General features: G+C 39.1%; 16 protein-coding genes and 2 pseudogenes. 9 read left to right on the forward strand and 9 right to left on the reverse strand.

All coding sequences use genetic code 11. The annotated features are described in order from the left end of the window. The first annotated feature begins 252 nt into the window (after positions 1-252). The 3 genes from ppsA (at position 253) to RG963_RS09295 (ending at position 3,794) form a co-directional block, all read left to right on the forward strand. The gene (ppsA, locus tag RG963_RS09285) at positions 253-2,667 is read left to right on the forward strand and encodes a phosphoenolpyruvate synthase (protein WP_310575988.1); all 2,415 of its coding nucleotides are present in this window, start codon (positions 253-255) and stop codon (positions 2,665-2,667) included. 775 nt (positions 2,668-3,442) lie between these two features. Then, on the forward strand, positions 3,443-3,556 hold the full coding sequence (locus tag RG963_RS09290; protein ID WP_310575989.1) for a DUF2795 domain-containing protein: 114 nt from the start codon (positions 3,443-3,445) through the stop codon (positions 3,554-3,556). Between the two features lie 22 nt (positions 3,557-3,578). Then, positions 3,579-3,794: a DUF2795 domain-containing protein gene (locus tag RG963_RS09295; protein ID WP_310575990.1), complete on the forward strand. Its 216-nt coding sequence runs from the start codon at positions 3,579-3,581 to the stop codon at positions 3,792-3,794. A gap of 1,288 nt (positions 3,795-5,082) precedes the next feature. On the opposite strand, the gene RG963_RS09300 is transcribed toward RG963_RS09295, so the two are convergent. Beyond that, the gene (locus tag RG963_RS09300) at positions 5,083-5,721 is read right to left on the reverse strand and encodes a MarC family protein (RefSeq protein WP_310575991.1); all 639 of its coding nucleotides are present in this window, start codon (positions 5,719-5,721) and stop codon (positions 5,083-5,085) included. 658 nt (positions 5,722-6,379) lie between these two features. On the opposite strand from RG963_RS09300, the gene RG963_RS09305 reads away from it, so the two are divergent. The 4 genes and pseudogenes from RG963_RS09305 to RG963_RS09320 form a co-directional block, all read left to right on the forward strand. Next, positions 6,380-6,637 carry a type II toxin-antitoxin system RelE family toxin gene (locus RG963_RS09305; protein ID WP_310575992.1) on the forward strand — a complete coding sequence of 86 codons (258 nt, stop codon included), beginning with the start codon at positions 6,380-6,382 and terminating at the stop codon, positions 6,635-6,637. Between the two features lie 234 nt (positions 6,638-6,871). Continuing rightward, positions 6,872-7,264, forward strand: coding sequence for an ArsR/SmtB family transcription factor (locus RG963_RS09310; protein ID WP_310575993.1), 393 nt, complete (start codon positions 6,872-6,874; stop codon positions 7,262-7,264). A gap of 73 nt (positions 7,265-7,337) precedes the next feature. Beyond that, entirely contained in the window at positions 7,338-8,408 is a 1,071-nt protein-coding gene (gene arsB / locus RG963_RS09315) for an ACR3 family arsenite efflux transporter (RefSeq protein WP_310575994.1), read from the forward strand. A gap of 208 nt (positions 8,409-8,616) precedes the next feature. Continuing rightward, positions 8,617-9,540: pseudogene (locus RG963_RS09320) on the forward strand (ankyrin repeat domain-containing protein); the annotation flags it as partial. 273 nt (positions 9,541-9,813) lie between these two features. Here RG963_RS09320 and RG963_RS09325 read toward each other — a convergent pair. Beyond that, complete coding sequence (locus RG963_RS09325; RefSeq protein ID WP_310575995.1) at positions 9,814-10,686, reverse strand: YihY/virulence factor BrkB family protein; 873 nt, start codon at positions 10,684-10,686, stop codon at positions 9,814-9,816. A gap of 456 nt (positions 10,687-11,142) precedes the next feature. Between RG963_RS09325 and RG963_RS09330 the strand changes: the two are divergent. After that, positions 11,143-11,353 (forward strand): annotated as a pseudogene (locus RG963_RS09330) (IS1634 family transposase); the annotation flags it as partial. A gap of 18 nt (positions 11,354-11,371) precedes the next feature. Here RG963_RS09330 and RG963_RS09335 read toward each other — a convergent pair. The 7 genes from RG963_RS09335 to RG963_RS09360 form a co-directional block, all read right to left on the reverse strand. Then, positions 11,372-11,560 carry a hypothetical protein gene (locus tag RG963_RS09335; protein ID WP_310575996.1) on the reverse strand — a complete coding sequence of 63 codons (189 nt, stop codon included), beginning with the start codon at positions 11,558-11,560 and terminating at the stop codon, positions 11,372-11,374. Between the two features lie 116 nt (positions 11,561-11,676). Then, positions 11,677-12,141, reverse strand: coding sequence for a hypothetical protein (locus RG963_RS09340; RefSeq protein ID WP_310575997.1), 465 nt, complete (start codon positions 12,139-12,141; stop codon positions 11,677-11,679). Further along, positions 12,138-12,785, reverse strand: coding sequence for a 2'-5' RNA ligase family protein (locus RG963_RS09345; protein ID WP_310575998.1), 648 nt, complete (start codon positions 12,783-12,785; stop codon positions 12,138-12,140). Before RG963_RS09345 ends, RG963_RS09340 begins: the two co-directional genes overlap by 4 nt. Positions 12,786-12,922: 137 nt before the next feature. Then, positions 12,923-13,795 carry a hypothetical protein gene (locus RG963_RS09350; protein WP_310575999.1) on the reverse strand — a complete coding sequence of 291 codons (873 nt, stop codon included), beginning with the start codon at positions 13,793-13,795 and terminating at the stop codon, positions 12,923-12,925. Between the two features lie 353 nt (positions 13,796-14,148). After that, a complete protein-coding gene (locus RG963_RS16580; protein ID WP_396654715.1) occupies positions 14,149-14,319 on the reverse strand; it encodes an AN1-type zinc finger domain-containing protein in 171 nt (56 codons plus the stop codon). A gap of 680 nt (positions 14,320-14,999) precedes the next feature. Then, positions 15,000-16,541 (reverse strand): flippase, encoded by a 1,542-nt coding sequence (locus RG963_RS09355; protein ID WP_310576000.1) that lies wholly within the window; start codon positions 16,539-16,541, stop codon positions 15,000-15,002. A gap of 22 nt (positions 16,542-16,563) precedes the next feature. Then, a complete protein-coding gene (locus RG963_RS09360) occupies positions 16,564-16,917 on the reverse strand; it encodes a hypothetical protein (RefSeq protein WP_310576001.1) in 354 nt (117 codons plus the stop codon). Here RG963_RS09360 and RG963_RS09365 point away from each other — a divergent pair. Beyond that, a complete protein-coding gene (locus tag RG963_RS09365; protein ID WP_310576002.1) occupies positions 16,916-17,140 on the forward strand; it encodes a hypothetical protein in 225 nt (74 codons plus the stop codon). The genes RG963_RS09360 and RG963_RS09365 overlap by 2 nt on opposite strands. The last annotated feature ends 752 nt before the right edge of the window (positions 17,141-17,892 follow it).

Genomic DNA, 17,892 nt, shown 5'->3' on the forward strand with positions numbered 1-17,892 from the left:
AAAAATAGGCTATTGTAACTTTCATAGTGAATTTAAGTTAAAAATTTATCACAGATCAAAATTTAAATTTCTTATTTTTGCTTAGTGGGAAAAATCATTTCTTTCATTAACGCATAATTATAATCGGGCCAAATTCAATAAGGAGTTTTCCGTCCGGATAGTGGCGGATGTTCTCAATTTTACATGAAATATTAAATGTGTTGTCGCATCATTATATTACATTAAATAATTTTAAAAGGGGATATTGAGGAGATGTCTGAATATAAAGGCAAGTACATCCGCTGGTTTGAAGAAACCACGATTGATGATGTCCCGCTGGTGGGCGGGAAGAATGCTTCCCTTGGGGAAATGTACAGAGAGCTTACTTCGAAGGGAGTAAAGATCCCGAACGGCTTTTCAGTCACTGCTGAAGCTTACTGGCATACCCTTAAAGCCGGAGGGATTCTGGAGAAACTCAAAAAAACACTGGAAGGGCTGGATACTGCGGATGTTGCAGAACTTGCAAAAAGGGGTAAGAATGTAAGAGATCTGATCCTTGGGGCAGGAATCCCGGATGATCTCTGGGAAGAGATCAAAACCGGATATGATCGCCTCTGCAAACAGTATGGAGAGGATACGGATGTAGCTGTACGGAGTTCGGCAACAGCTGAAGATCTTCCAACTGCTTCATTTGCGGGTCAGCAGGAAACTTATCTGAATATCCGGGGCTATCCAGGGCTTAGGGATGCATGCATACGCTGTTTTGCCTCGCTTTTTACGGACAGGGCTATTTCCTACCGAGTAACCAATAAATTCGACCACTTCAAAGTGGGACTTTCCATAGGAATCATGAAAATGGTCAGGTCGGATCTGGCTTCAAGCGGGGTTATTTTTACCCTTGACACGGAAACCGGTTTCAGAGACGTGGTCTTTATTACGGGTACATACGGGCTCGGAGAGAATATCGTTCAGGGACAGGTCAATCCCGATGAGTTCTATGTTTTCAAGACGACTTTCAAGGCAGGATACAAGCCGATTATCCAGAAGAAGGTAGGGAGCAAGGAAATTAAAATGATCTACGGGCGCGGCGATTCAAAGGTGCTCACCCGGAATGTGGAAGTTCCTGAGGCTGATCGGCTGCGCTTCTGTATTGATGATGACGAAGTACTCAAACTTGCAGAATACGCGATTGCTATAGAAGACCACTACTCTAACAAGTATAAGGAACCCAGACCCATGGACATCGAATGGGCGAAGGACGGCATAACAAGTGAACTCTTTATAGTACAGGCAAGACCGGAGACTGTGCAGTCTCAGAAGAGCAAAGATGTTCTGGAGACCTATGTACTTGAAGAAAAATCAAATGTCCTTGCAAGAGGCAGGAGCGTGGGAGATAAAATTGCTTCCGGAAAAGCTCATGTGATTACTGATATTTCGGATCTGCCCTCTTTTAAACCAGGAGAAATCCTTATTGCGGACACCACGACTCCGGACTGGGAACCTGTCATGAAAACGGCAGCCGCAATTGTCACGAACAAAGGAGGAAGGACCTGCCACGCAGCCATTGTCAGCCGGGAACTCGGAGTTCCCGCAGTCGTAGGAGCAGGAAATGCAACCGAGGTCCTTGAGACAGGCAGGAATATCACCGTGAGCTGTGCCGAAGGAGAGGACGGGCTTGTATACGATGGTATTCTTCCTTTTCATAAAGATACCCTGAGCCTCAAAGACCTTAAACGCCCGAAAACCGAGATTATGATGAATCTTGGAAACCCTGAAGAAGCCTTTGGCTTTTCTATGATCCCGAATGACGGAATAGGGCTTGCGAGGCTGGAGTTTATCATTACCAGCTATATCAAGCTCCATCCGATGGCTCTTGTGCATCCTGAAAGGGTCAAAGAACCTAAGGTGCTCAGGGAAATCGAAAAGCTTACCAGAGGCTACAATAAAGGGGAATATTTTGTCGAGCAGCTTGCCCAGGGAGTTGGAACTATTGCCGCGGCTTTCTATCCGAAGCCGGTTGTAGTCCGCATGAGCGATTTCAAGACCAATGAGTATGCAAGCCTTCTTGGGGGTAGCTACTTTGAAATGGAGGAAAGCAACCCTATGATAGGGTTCAGGGGAGCTTCCCGCTATTTTGATGAGCGTTACAGGGAAGGTTTCACCCTTGAGTGCAGGGCTATGAAAAAGGCCAGGGAACAAATGGGGCTTACAAATATTATTCTTATGATTCCCTTCTGCAGGACTCTTGAGGAAGCGCGGAAAGTGATCGTCGAAATGGAGAAAAATGGGCTCAAAAGAGGAGAAAACGGACTGCAGGTCTATGTCATGTGTGAGATTCCTAATAACGTTCTCCTTATAGACGAATTTAGCGAATTTTTCGACGGCTTTTCCATAGGCTCAAATGATCTGACCCAGCTAACCCTCGGCGTTGACAGGGATTCGGAAATGCTTGCCGCAGAATTCGATGAGCGAGATCCGGGAGTCATGAAAATAATGGCAATGGCTGTGCAGGGAGCAAAGCGAAATGGGAGGCACAGCGGCATTTGCGGACAGGCCCCAAGCGACTTCCCTGAGATTGCTGAGTTCCTGGTAAAAGAGGGGATAGAATCCATTTCCCTTAATCCGGATTCGGTTATGAAGATCACCCTTAAGGTTCTGGAAACTGAACAGAAACTGGGAAGACAGTAAAAAAGTGAAAAAGAGCTGGAAAAGTAATGAAAAATCTCGGAATAGCAAGTTGACAGGAATTCCAATCGATAGATTTCATCAAGCTTATCCCAAAACCCATTGTTATTGAGTTCATCCCAAAACCAATTTTATTCTTAAATCAATAAGAGTTTCAGAAATATTTTTCATTATCAGATACTCGATTGATAATTCCAAATTCGAAATTTAGAGATGTAATTTTGAGTTTTGGGATCAGCTCATTGATTAAATCTGTCCAATGGGTAACTCGCCCTGTTTGACTATATTTAAGAGTCTATAGTCTACCCAGGATTTTTTATTAACTGCCCATATTTATTGTTCCTTGCAAAAATCTGGCTTTTTTACAAAATCAGTAAAAACCATCACAATTCGGAAAGTTAATCCTTTTCATTCGGAAGAAAATGATACACAAAGGTGAAAATTATAGTGTCAAATTGCAGAAATATTTTTTTGCAACGGAACCCGAAAAAGTCATCTGCTGACAAACTTTTGGTTTGAATTGATTTTTATATAATTATTGATATACTACTACATTGAAGGTAGCAACCAAGCGAGAAGGCAATAGCTACCTGAAAAAAGGTAGGTGCGTAAGAATACCTTCTAGGAGACCTTCTGATAGGTAGTATACGTGTATTGCCTGTCAGGAAGCAAACGAAATGAAATACAACAAATAGGGAAAATTTTGCAAAATAAGGTAGGCTTCTGTTCAGGAAGCTTTGAAAGATATAGAGTACCTTGCAGAGAAAAGGGATTTATTATGCATGCAATGCAGCACTGTGCAAGCGGGGATTTATTAGATGAAATCAAAAATCTTCCGGAAAAGGAGTACACAAACGCTGCAGATGTCGCTAAGGAATTTAAAGGGAACTAAACTGGAGTAAGGGGGAAATATTATGGAAGTTGGGAGTAAAAGCGAAAGTATTCTAGACCTTCCTAAGGAAACTCAGGAAATATTAAAAAATATAAAATATCCTGCAAATAGAGACAAGATTATTGAGCAAACAAGGAAGAGTGGAGCAACCCAGGACATACTGGAGGATATTGGTATGCTTCCGGATAAGGAATACAAAAGCGCTAATGAAGTTGCCAAGGAACTTCATAGACGATAATTTTGTTCTAAAGCATTAACTTGTCAAATGGGAGATAAATCTTAAAGTCAGTCCTGTTGAACTTCGAAATTTAGAATATTACATTCTCCGTTAAGGCAAGGTATCTCCCGTTTTACTTGAAAATCAGGAGACTAATAAATCTCCTGATTTCTCAAACAAATTATCTGGTAACCTATCCTCCTCTGTGCTACATTTAACTCAAGTAGAATATTAATGCACAGATGCCACAAATAACTGAATGGAGATGGGAGACAAAGTAAGAAAGTAATAACTACCTGATTTTGGAATTACCTGTTGGGGAAGTGAACTTATTAAAAGAGATCCAAGCAAGGTTAAAAAATATATATCCGACAGAGAAATAGGTTATCCAATAGACAGAAAAGATGTTATCAGGTTTGCTGAAGGAAAGCAGAGAGTAATGTTTTAGACCTGCTGCGCGGAATACCTGTAATAGAATATATTACACTTGATGAAATTGTCAGAGAAATCGAACGTCTGGAAAGCCAGCATACTGGAGAATATATAAGGTCAGATTACTTAATTCACTAAAATAGGCTTTAGAGCCTATCCGAAAAGTAAATTACTTGCAATTTTAGCATGAAAGTACGGGAAAAAACTGGTCCCTCATACTTCTTTTTCATTTTATACTCCTACTCACATTTAATTCTTCGATGGCAATTCACTGATTAGTTTAGTGGTGGTTTGAAAAACCATAGATAGGAAAAACTTAATTCACAAGGTGATGAGGAGATAAATCATCAAAAAAGGGTAAGGTGAAAAGTACTTTCATTTATTTGTGCCTGTTATTCGTAGAATTTCATGTTCTTTTGGGTAATATGTATAAAATGAAAAACGGAAAATCGTGCATGACTACGTGATCTCTGATAATCTCTAGATGAAAATCGAACCTTTGCTGTCATTAAAAATTGAGATTTAAATAATTAGTTTTTGAGTTTTGGGATCAGCTCATTACATAAAATTATTTTGAAGGGGATTTCGGGGAAATGTCTGAGAATATAAAGCAAGTACACCCGCTGGTTATTCTGGAGTGAAATTGGCATGTTTGAATTTTCTAGGGAATGTACCCGGCAAGGTTCACTCCTTAAAAAGCAGGTAATTGGTTCATAGATTTTACTACTGCAGAGCCATAACTCTGCCGAGAAGGACACCCCCATGCTGTTGCGATGTAATCGCAACTCTCTGAAAAGATCCGATTTCCTGTGATCCGAAGCGGAACTCTGAGTGGAAAGTGGTTAAGTTTCCGTTTCAAATTCTCTAACTGACTGTTTCAACTTGTTAAATGGAATATGTCTATTATACCTATCGAAGTCAGGTTTACTGCGAGAGCTGCAAGCAAAAGCCCCATGAGTCTTGTAAAGACCAGCATCCCGTTATACCCTATAAATTTATGAATCCTCCTTGAGAAGAGGAAAGTGTACAGACAAATAACAAATGTCAGTATGATCGATACAAGAATTATTATTTTTTGCTCAATGGATTCTGTGCTTCCCATCATAACAATTACTGTACTGATCACACCCGGACCTGTAAGAAGGGGAAGTCCTATAGGAAAGACCCAGATATCTGCGCGTTCCTGGGATTGCGAAATCTCTTCCTCAGTGATACTCTCTCTTGAAATATTAGCGTGCATCATATCAAAGGCAATGCTGAAAAGCAGGATGCCTCCTGCAACCCGGAGTGAATCCACACTGATGCTGAACAGGTTGAGTATAATATTTCCTGCGATTGCAAAAAAAAGGGCAATTACGCATGCCAATGTGACTGATTTTTTTGCGATTTCATTTTTTTCCTCATGTGTCATTTTGCTGGTCAGAGAAATGAAAGTTACTACTCCGCTGATGGGACTGACGACTACAAAGATAGCTGTGAATATATATATGAAAAACCCGAGATTTTCGGCTATCATTTTTTTCTCCTGCCTTTTTGCTACTCTCCCACTTATACATATAAATTTTTTATGTTATAATATTACCTATTCGAATTTCGTAACGTTCATTTTAAGCCCCCTTATCTAAATATCTATAAAACACATCCTATAAATGCGTCCAACAGTTTTAATTTACCTATGTTGTGTGGTTCACAACACGTTCAGTAAGAAATAAGGAGATAACTCTTTCTAACTGCTTGCAAATAGACAAAGAGATAAAATTAATAAGGAAAAATGCTAGATAATAAAGGCGACCTAAAAATTACAATGAATAATGAGTAACACAGAATGTTAAATAAGCCTGGATATTAAGAAATCCAAATGCAAAACAAACATGCGTCTAAATAACCATGTATGATCTGCAAGTGGATAATAATCAGGCAATAAATACTCCTGATAGTAATAATTCTGTAAGTAAATCGAGGTAGTGGTTTTATTACTGGAGAGAAAGTCGATAAAAAGCTCTTTGAAGAACTTAACTTTATCAAAAAGCAACTTGGGGAAATAAAGGAGCATATGGTGGATATAGATAGCTTGCTCACTGCAGAAGAAAAGGAGTTAGTTTCTAGAAGTTTTGAAAACGAGGCAAGAGGAAAACTTGTAGCTTTAAAAAAGCTTGAAGAAATGAGGCTCTAAAATGTTTGAAGTTTTCCTTGATATTCATGCGCAGGCTTTCCTGAAAGAGGCAGGCGAGAGTATGCATTCCCGGGTCAAGGAAACTCTTGAGGAGCTTGCCCTTGACCCCGTTCCCCAGGGGGCAAAAAGAATAATTGAGAGCCAGGAGAAGATTTTCAGGCTGCGCTCCAGGCATCTAAGGATACTTTATAGAGTTAATTATGAAAAACTAACCCTGATCGTTATAACAATCGAGCCTTTAACTCGTATGTACCATTGAATCGAGAACAGAGAAAAGATGCTGTTTTGAGAACTAAGACAAGACTTAAATCCGGACTTCGAATTAATGAGTTAATTTACGGATTCTCCTTTTTTCTGTACTGATAAATGGAAAGGATTCTCTCCTTTAAAATCAGTTTCACATAGCTCAGTTTCATTTTTTATGTTTATTCTGGAGATAATTCTCATAGTATCATGAACAATATCAAAATAAAACAGCACTTTTAAATATATCATGAGTATAATTGCATATATTCATATAAGGGCGTTGATATCTGTGGATATTGTTTCCATATTTAAGTCTCTAGCTGATGAAAACAGAATAAGAATATTAAATCTTTTAAGAAACGGTGAATTATGTGTCTGTGACATTGAAGCAGTTCTGGGTGTTAAACAATCCAATGCCTCAAGACATTTAAATAAACTGAAAATGGCAGAGATTATTGTTTCCGAAAAAAAATCCCAATGGGTTTATTATCGACTTAATAATACCATTTTTTCAAAGTTCCCCTTCCTTTTAATCATTATCGAGGATGAGATTGGGAAAATCAGTGTTTGTAAAGACGATTTAATGCTATTGAAGAAGTTCAAAGCAAGTGGTAAATCTTGCGATTCCGTTATCAAATAGATCTTGAAGGCGATAGATTTCAAGTAGTTATCCGATGGAGAAAAATAATCAGGTTTACAAAAAATGAAAAGAGGTGTTTTTTTTGGAAAACTCCGTTGTATCGAAATTGTCATTTTTGGATCGTTATTTAACTTTATGGATTTTTTTGGCTATGTTCGTCGGTGTAGCCCTGGGATTTGTTTATCCGGAATTTGCAGAATTTTTAAAGAGCCTATCTATTGGCACCACATCCATTCCAATTGCGATTGGTTTAATAGTTATGATGTATCCCCCACTTGCGCGGGTAAAATATGAAGAATTAGGCAAGGTGTTCAAGAATCGTAAGGTATTAGGCTTATCCTTACTGCAAAATTGGGTCATTGGTCCGCTTCTGATGTTCGCTCTGGCGATTATATTTCTCAGGGAATATCCGGAATATATGGTAGGTATTATTCTGATTGGATTGGCTAGGTGCATCGCCATGGTGATTGTCTGGAATAGCCTGGCAGGTGGGGATAATGAGTACGCTGCTGCTCTGGTTGCCTTCAATTCAATCTTTCAGGTAGTCTTTTACTCCATATTTGCCTACATCTTTATAACAGTGCTACCTGAATGGCTCGGACTGAGTGGCATGGAAATAAATGTATCTATGGGAGAGGTTGCCCGGAGTGTTGCTATTTACCTGGGGATCCCTTTTGCTGCTGGCTTTCTAACTCGCTACTTCTTGCGTCCAGCAAAGGGAGCCGAATGGTATGATGGGACATTTGTTCCTAAATCCGGTCCGATTGCACTTTATGCCCTGTTGTTTACGATTATTGTCATGTTCTCTTTAAAAGGAGAATACATTGTTAGCTTGCCGTTAGATGTTGTAAGGATCGCAATTCCCCTCTTAATATATTTTGTGATTATGTTCAGCGTCTCCTTTTTTATCTCCATGAAATTGGGCATTAACTACGGACAGACAACATCCCTTTCTTTTACCGCAGCCAGTAACAACTTCGAACTGGCAATTGCAGTGGCAGTAGCGGTTTTCGGCATCGATTCAGGGCAGGCATTTGCAGCTGTGGTAGGCCCTCTGATTGAAGTACCCGTGATGATCGGGCTTGTGAATGTCGCACTTTACTGGAGAAAAAAATATTTTACAAAAAGCTACGGTGCAGTTTGAGGATAATAACAAAACCCGACTCCAAAAAAGAATAATTGATGACTTATGTAAATATACAATTGGTGCCTTATGCAAATATACAATTGTATATGTTTCCTGAAGCTGAGTTATAATAAGTAATAGTTTTTTAATTCCTGTGTTTCAATCAAAAATGCAAAAATAGCCAGATTCTGGTACATAACACAATGTGTAAATATTTTAGGATGGAGTGGTGATGGACTTTATATCTAATTTATTTGGTAAAGATAAAACCCATGAATTTTTAGACGCTTGCAGATTAGGACAGATCGAAAATGTAAAGGGATTCCTAAAAAGCAATAAAATTGATATAAATTCACAAGACGCATATGGTAAAACTGCTTTGATTTATGCGGCAGATATGGAGCATAAGGATGTTATTGAGTTGCTTATTGAAGGCGGTGTCAATCTTAATATTCAAGATAAAAATGGCGACACTGCTCTGATTTGTGCGGCAAAGATAGGACGCGGGGATATTGTTGAGTTGCTTATTAAAGGCGGTGCTAATCTAAATATTCAAGATAAAAATGGCGAGACTGCTTTGAAGTTTGCGGTAAAAATAGGATATAAGGATATTGTTGAGTTGCTTATTGAAGGCGGTGCCAATCCTGATATCCAGGACAAAAGCGGTAAGACTGCTTTGATTTGTGCGGCAGATCGGGGGCATAAGAATATTGTAGAGTTGTTTATTACAGGTGGGGCTGATCTAAATATTCAAGACAACAATCGTAACACTGCTTTGAATGCCGCAGCTAAAAAGGGGCATAAAGATATTGTTGAGTTGCTTCTTAAAGGCGGTGCCAATCCTGATATCCAGGACAAAAACGGTAAGACCGCTTTGATTCATGCGGCAGATAGGGGATTTAAGGATATTGTTAAGTTGCTTATTGAAAGTGGTGCCAATCTCAATATTCAAGATGAATACGGTCTTACTGCTTTGATGTTTTCGGCACAAACGAGGCGTAAGGATGTTGTTGAGTTGCTCATCAAAAGTGGCGCCGATCTTAATATTCAAGAAGAAAATGGCAACACTGCTTTGGAAATTGCGGCAGAAATGGAGTTTAAGGATATCGTTGAGTCGCTTATGAAAGATGGTGCCAGTTTCAGATCGTAATTTTATTTCAGTCAAATACCTCGCAGCTTTCTGCGGGGATGGAAACTTCCCCTAGAACCGTTAATGATAATACGATTTATCAATTCCATTTTTTGTTTGTTACGTTTTTTTGTTTGACTTCTGCTCGAACTAAATCGTATTAAGGTGTTATTGTTTTTATGAAAATTGGTCCAAATATATACTTTTAATCATATGTTAGTGGATGACCGAAATAAGAGAAAAAGGAAAAACAAATTAAAAAAGACTCAAGTTCCTCTTCATAGAGCAAGAATTTTAAGATTCAGAATAAACTTTTGTGAACTCTGCACCAATTGTAACCATAATTGTTGAATAATAGATCAGAAGAAACAATCCTGTAATCGATCCTATTGCTCCATATATACTTATAGGGTCGCTGTACGTAAAATAAAGCGCTATGACATATTTGCCTATGGTGATAAGAATTACTGTTACTAGTGACCCTACAAAAAGAGATTTTAAATTCAGCTTTATATTTGGAAGTACTCTATACAAAACCATAAAAAACAGCACGAGAATTAGAAAACTGGCTATAGAACCTGTATAATCTTCAACAACAGGTGAAAAAGGTAACAGTCCCTGGGAAAATCTTGAAACTGTATAGAGAATTCCTTCAACAATTATACTAATCATAAGCAATCCCCCCAAAAAAATAACTATAAGAAAATACTTAATTGTATCTCTTATATAATCTTTAATAGTATTGGACTCAGCAGGCTTAATGCCCCATGCTTTTTCAAGGAAATTCTTGAATTGCCTGAAAAAATTGCTAGCACTCCAGAGAAGTAGCACAAGACCTATTAATGCGCTTATCGAGAGGGAATCGATTTCCGGAATACGTTCGAAAAGTAAAACTATCATACTCTTCATCCCTTCATCAATGACTCCCTGCAAGTAATTGAGTATGGTGTCCTGGAGGCTTTTTGACCTCAAAAAAATACTGCCTACAGATACCGAAAATAAGAGGAGAGCAGGAAGGCTCAATACAAAATAAAATGCCAGTGCAGCGCTGTAAGTCATTGCATCATCTTCCAACCATTCCCTTATTGTTCTTGTAACTAGATTTCTTATGTACCTCCAGCTCATATTTTCCCCCAATTTATAATATATTACACTTTTATTAAACACCTGTTATCAAATTCGGCCGGGTCTGTAAGTTATTGAAAACTGCGAGCATAAGAATCCCTTTACCTTTTCTTCAATCATGTGGGATTTATGCATTTTTTCTGAATCTATCAGTGACTCACGGACACGACCTCAAAAGTTTACCTCAAGAATAAATCAAGAGTTGAAGCATTAACTATAATAATGGTTCTATACTTAATGATTTATTCTATTGCAGAATCCCACTTTCCGCAGTAAATTTTCGTAAATTCATATTTTTACCGCTATCGATTTTCAATCAAACGTGGATTTATTGGACTTTTATGCAGTAGGTAAAAGCAACTATGTGGTGTATTTAGAGACCAAAAACGATATCATTCAATTTTCACCAAATGCCATTAAAAATCCAAATTATTTGCATCTGTTCCCAAAACGCTATCAGGAAAAATATTGATTTTCAAAAAAATACTGCGGAATGTGGGAGAATGGAAGTTAAGGAAAAAATTAGAAGAGGAAAATGAAACGGTTCCAGATCAAAAAGGGAAACTAACAAAAAGACCCACTATGGGATAGATATTTTTAATTTCTAGGGGATTAAGGAACTTGGGACTCAGAAAGAAGGAAAAAAATAGAGTCCGAAATATGGAATATGGAAGAGATCCGCTGGAAAATATTGAGTCTCATGGGATAGAAATATGAAAATACTTACCTATAAGTGCGTTAACCTGCCGAATGTAGGATCAACGTCCGTGTTGTACCCACAATCGCACCAAACTCTGGTTTCCTCATACACATTACACACGTTTACACTTTTGAATATATGAAGTTCGACCCAGTTATCAGTTGCCCATGTATACCCAACTGCTTTTATTGAAGTGCCTGCCATTTGATTTACCACGTCAACATTTACAAGATAAAATTTGTCTTTGTTCCATTCAATTGGAAGAGAACATATAACTGGAAGGTCGTCTCGCCCCGCTACGTTTTTTTAAGAAATCAAATATCTCCATACAATCACCCAAGTATAACCCGTTTAATCTTTTGAAATATCGACTCTTTCCTTTTTTGTTCGATAGACTGAACAATATCAGATTCGTATATTCTTTTATGACATTCAGCTAAGCTGGCATTATACTCATCTATCCTGGCTTCTTCGATTTTACGTGCTTTCTCTCTCTTTTCTATAATTTTGACTTTTGGATCGTCGCATAGTTCGCACCACCCATTATCATAGCATCGTTCATGTTTAATAGGACAAATTGGCTTTTCTGGGTAGCTATCCTCCCAACGACTTTTTACAGCATCTGCTTGTTTATTCACTATTACAGATTCCGACTCAGTCAGTGATTTGGGTCTATCTTTTGCGACTTCACAGTACTCACAAACTGCCCCAAGTTTGAAGCACGGTTCTCGTGTAAGTACACACTCCTTAAATTTTTTATTATAATAGCATCTTTGAACACGTACATTGAATCTCATATTCCAAGTACCCGCCTAGCTTTTTGTATAAGCGTTTCTTTCTGGTACATGATCTCATTCGTGCTTTTAGTATAATCAAGTGCGTTCCATGTCTGCTGCATAACAGACCAATTCAACGCTTCGTATCTGTTCAGTGACCTTCTCAGAAGAAGATCATATTCTCGCAGTATGTGACCGTTCTTCAGCAAAGTCACTCTCATTACCACATGTTGAAATTTCATTTTTGGAACGTTGTATTTAATGGCGTTCAACTGCTGTTCTGGCACGTGGTTGGCGACAGTGGCATGAAACATGAATTCATTTTCAATTGCTGGAAATTCACAGCATGGTTTTAATGATTTGTATAGTGTCTTTCTAAACGACCTAAGTTGTTGATTGGGAATTACATTAAGGTACACTACGCCAGTGCTTCTAAATGTCTTAACATCGTCTATCATATATGCTAGGTTTTTAAAGTTTGAACAGACCGATTCAAATGTTCTTATCACTAGATGCTCTGCCCTCGTATCGAATGGACCTATCAACGTTATGTGAGAAACATCAAGTGTTTTGATTTCATATATTAAGCACAGTTCATGTATTATATCTTTCATCTGTTTCTTAGCAGATCCAAACATTCTAATTTCTATTAAGTATGGCGGCATACCCATCACCAAAAATACATTCATACGGTTTCGATTGGAAAGTAGGGAAAGACAGTGACCAGTCTGTGAAAGGGCGGGAATATGGGCAGAGTCACTGCCGAAAATGGCAAATGGTATCAGTTAGGGAATTATTTGCTCTACTGTGGTTCGAGCTCCGACTTTTCACCGAATTCGAACTCAGTGGCTAATGCCTTTTTGACGAACCCGCTTTCAATTTCAAGCTCTTTTTCAACCTTTGCTTTTATTTCCCTATAGTGAGATAGCGTTCTTTCAACTTGATCAATGCGATGTTTCAGGGTATCGATTCTCAACTCGGCTTTTTGCTGCTCGGTTAGTATTGAATACCACATTGATCCTTTAAACCTACACTGTCCAATCTCGGATCTACCATTATTAAGCAGGGTTTTATATGCATCGTACTTACTCTCACACTTGATCAATTCAAGTTTAAATTGCTCAAAATAATCACGGAGGAGAGCAATGTTCTGCCTATACCGTGCTTTCTTCTGATTGATCTCGGTTTCGATGGTTTTAATCAACTGGATATCGCTCTTTACCTCTACACTCGGGTACATCTCGACGTATTTCTTGACCTCTTCACGGGTGATGTTTATATTATCAAGCGACGTCGAATAGTTTCCACTGACCGACTGAGTCGATTTATACATTTCCTGATGAATTCTCCACATGCGCTCGGAGTATGCCTGATCTTGTTGGATGTATTTGAAGACGTTTTCGTACAGTTTTTTACGCTTCACGTTCGTATCATGGATTTCTCCTCTGAATCTGGCAAGATCATTGTACCGGATAATAGTCTGAACGGAATCTTCACACGTCTCTAAGTAATGAGCCATGTTCATAAGAGCAACCCATGCGTTATCGATCTCAGTTTGCCACTTGTTACGAACGAAAATTGCATCGTTTTTACCGCTTAGCCTGCTCAATAATCCACCTTGTTTAATTTGGGGTGTCGTATTGAACTCCATTCTTGCATAGTGCCCTTTTGACATTTACTCCATCCCCTCGTAACCACTTCGATTAATTTCTTCTGCATCTTATAAGGGTACTCTTGAATTTCCAAGCTGATCGTCATTTTGGATTTTATTACATTATTTCCCAATTCAAAATAGAAGGCAGTGTATCAAATTTGTTGTAAAATCGAAGTCAAGTTTTTGTGCACTGTGTGCAGTTTGGTTCTTCCAAGGCGGAATTTTCTGCCCAATAATTTCTTGAAATTTATGATTTTACAGAAAACGAACATGATATTCCTTGAGTAACATGCACAACTACATGAAAATGATTACAGATGGCAGCATTTTCATGCTAAATTAGTCACACTGCCAAGAACGGTTTTCTCCCCGTATTACGTTTTTAATTTTAACACATTTTCTGCAAAGTTGCGCCAACTGCGGATCTCAACTGATTGACACTTATGCTCCTCTGGGAGCCTACAGTCGACGCAAAAGCTTTCCCCGCAGTGATGGCACTTGAAAGCTAAAATCTTGATTTTTTCTCCACAATACGCACATTCCATTAAATAACCCTCTATTACAAATAATACATAAACTTCTTTATAAATTTAACTGTCTTTTCATATATAGTTAAATTTAATCATGAATTGAATGGTGTTATCTATTTTCTTCTAGTTTAGCATATACTGACTACAATATTGAGAAAAACCTTTGGTGGGCTTCTGCTTGTTCTCTTGTGGTCAAGACAGGAAGTAGGGGAAAGATAGTGACCTCTGAAAAAAGGCGGGAAGATAAAAAGAGGATCACTGACGAAAGTGGGTATCGGTTCTCAGAATTTCCTATTCTTAATAATCAATCGAGTTTCTGATCTTGAAAAATAGTTTTGAAACTCTCATTGATTTAAGAATAAAATTGGTTTTGGGATGAGCTCTAGTTTCCTGGCAACTTAATTATAGGGCATTAATATTTAAACTAGTCTTCATCCGTAGTCCCTTTCTTAATTAAGGTGACCCATAACTAAATTTCCTAGACAGTAGTGTCGCTTCAATCTTTAAGGATGAATGATTCTGAATAGTTGTAATCGATTTTATACTACATTTTACTGATGATGCGACACTAGCACTGTCCTCATCTTCTTTTCGACTTTTTTCACTTTAATCTGTGACTTCTCTATAAAGTATTCGGATTTCTGATACTCTTCAAAGGGAAGGGTTTGCCGGCCTCCCTGACACCAGAAAGCAAGTTAGGGTGCAATTGTTTTGAGTGACTGAGGAATGTGGGTCCCGATATTATACCGAATAGTCTTCCGAATCTCGCCTATCATCTTTATTTCACTTTTGTCCAGTATTTTTGTACGCTGGACAATCAGGAAATACACGATTACGAAGGCTACGTACTCCCAGGTTGCACCGGAAAGCAGAAGTGCATTCCTGGCTGCAAGCATGGACACGACCATGAAGATACAGACAAGGGTTAACTTCCTGTACATCGAAGTGAAAGGATGCATTTTCTGTTTCTTCCAGGCTCTTAAGGTCATTAAGACTTCGATTGATGCATAGGATACTGCAGTTCCTATAGCTGCACCTACCATGCCATACTCAGGTATAAGCATGAAGTTGATAACGACGTTAATTCCTGCACTTGCTACCGAACATTTCATCAGGAAATCAGAGTCTCCGGAGGCTAATAAAGTATGGTAGTTAAATCCGAAGTAGGAGTTTGCTATGAACCCGAGGGCAAGGATACGCAGGGCTGTGGTGCCGCCTACATATTCCGCTCCGTAGAGTTTCGTGATAAGAAACTCAGGGTACACGAATATCAGTGCAAAGAGGGGGAATGTAAGCAGGAAGCACCACTTGGTCATTATCGCATAAATCGAGCCAAGTGATTCAGTGTTGCTTTGACCCCACAACTTCGATGTTACAGGGACATATACAAAACCCATTGAAGCTATTATCATGGACAGGAACCCTACAAGAGGGTATACTGCATTGTAAACTCCAACAACCTCAGCTGACTTGAAATAACCGAGCATTATTGTATCTGTCCAGCTCATGAGGTTCAGCAGAGTTGCGCTTATCAAAAGCGGGAACGAATACCTTATTAGCTGCTTGGTGGGCTCACTGAATTTAAGTTTCCACTCAGGTTTAAGCGGGGGTTTTTTTATAAAGTACGCTGACATTATGCCGAAAGTAAAGACCATTGAAAGCAGGTCCGCAAACACAACTCCTTTCAGGGAAGCGCTGAAGAACACGGCAACTGAAGCAAATCCAAGCAGGGATACCGGCCTTATAATGTTATAGAAATACATGTTAATACTGGTGCGGTCGAATCCTCTGTAGATCGCTACTGTGAGGTTCAGGAGTATGGTGAATGGAACGGCAAAGATCAGGATCTTAACTGCGGACAGAATTTTGCCCTGTGCGTCAAATCCCTCTCCAGCTAGACTTTCGAACAATGAGGGTGAGACCAGGACGGCAAGTAGGCCGGCAATCAAGCCCATAAATACGGCTGACATTATTAATTCATGTATCTTCTGATCCTCATTCTTGCCCCTGAAGAATGCAATATATCTCGGGACCCCTTCATTAAGTCCAAGAGTTGCAACTGCACCTGTAATTGATATAACCGTAAGTGCAAGGGCATATGTACCAAAGTCGGCTGGCGAGAGGTGGGATGTAAGTACTCCTTTAAGAATGATGTCGAGAAGCATTCCGAGAAAGGTTCCTCCAAGTATTACGCCGGAACCTGCCGTTATCCGGTTAACCGAGTCGTTAACTGACATTATTAACACCGTTTTATTGCCCTTAATTCCCACTGGCCGGGATCAGCAGGCAGGAGAGGTGTTCTGTTGCTTCAGGAACGACTTGCAAACCATTTTCAAGGTTGAAATTTAAAGAATTTCTCTCTGCAGCTTGCAGAAGATTTAAGCCTGGTTCTTCAACCTTGCATGTATTACCAGATAGGGTACTGGTACTGGATGGAGTGGAAAATTTCATTTCAGGATTTTGGGTTTCAAAATTTGCTGTTTCAAATTCTTCTAAACAGCTGTGGATTTTAAGCTGGTCGGTGGATCTGTCTTTTTGCTCTATTTCTTGTCCTGTTACCTGTATGTAAGCTTTTAAGACAAGGTCTATCTGGGGTTTCTTAATAATCTGCATGATTTCTTACGACCGTAAAGAGTGGATCGGAGTTGGATCTTGGATTGGATCCGGGGTCAATGTCCAGGTTGGTTCTTGGGTTGAATCCAGGGTTGGGTTCAGATTTCGAATCTGGATTCCGGTTGGATCCGCAGTATATTCGAGGCTGGATTCTGGGTTGATCCGGAAGAACCCCTGTATCATAGGTTGGGTTTGGGTTGGATCCCAGGCAGGATCACTGTAAATTATAGGGTGAATCATGGGTGAGATTCAGGGTTGAATTACGGAAGACGGATCTGGGACTGCCCCGCCTTGCTTGTGATTATGATTTTCTTCTGCATTTGATAGACTTCTGTCAAGTCGCGTTTTTCCGAAGCTGGTAATGTTTTTGCACTAATATGTCTGCTTACGAGCTCTTCGAGCTTTTTTAACTCTACAAGCGTCCGTAATCAATCTAGTCGCCTCAACGGCGGCAGAGCAAATTTGGGTTACAGTTTTTCACAAAACTCGAAAGAAACTCACTTATTGAATATATTGGAGGTTTCCGCCAAATTTTCGGTGGAGTACCTCCATGACTAGCTATAAAAGCTTTTCTTAGCAATCATGTACTTATCATAATTAGGTAAGAAGGCTGCTTGAAAGAAAACTGATTTGATATGTGTCCTGTCAAAGATCTAGCTGAATGCCAGCTTTCGGGATTTATAACTATTAGCCTTGAAAAGCCCCAGGGCAATGAAAGGGCCCGGATTCTCGAAAAAAGCTATTTGGAAACCGGGGTATAACCAAAAAAACCCGAATTACCTGTTCAGGATAATTCCAATTTTTTTTGTTTAGTCAAGCATAACTCTGATGCCGATGAATTTTGCCGATGAATTTTTTCTCGATCTATTAATGTGCAACCAGGGTGGAGAGATCATTTCGGAGATGAGGATAAATTGAACTAAAACTTCGAAAATATTATCATTAATCACTGCAATGATTTTTTTTTCTTTTGAT

This window comes from Methanosarcina baikalica, assembly GCF_031461075.1.
Lineage (GTDB): Archaea > Halobacteriota > Methanosarcinia > Methanosarcinales > Methanosarcinaceae > Methanosarcina > Methanosarcina baikalica.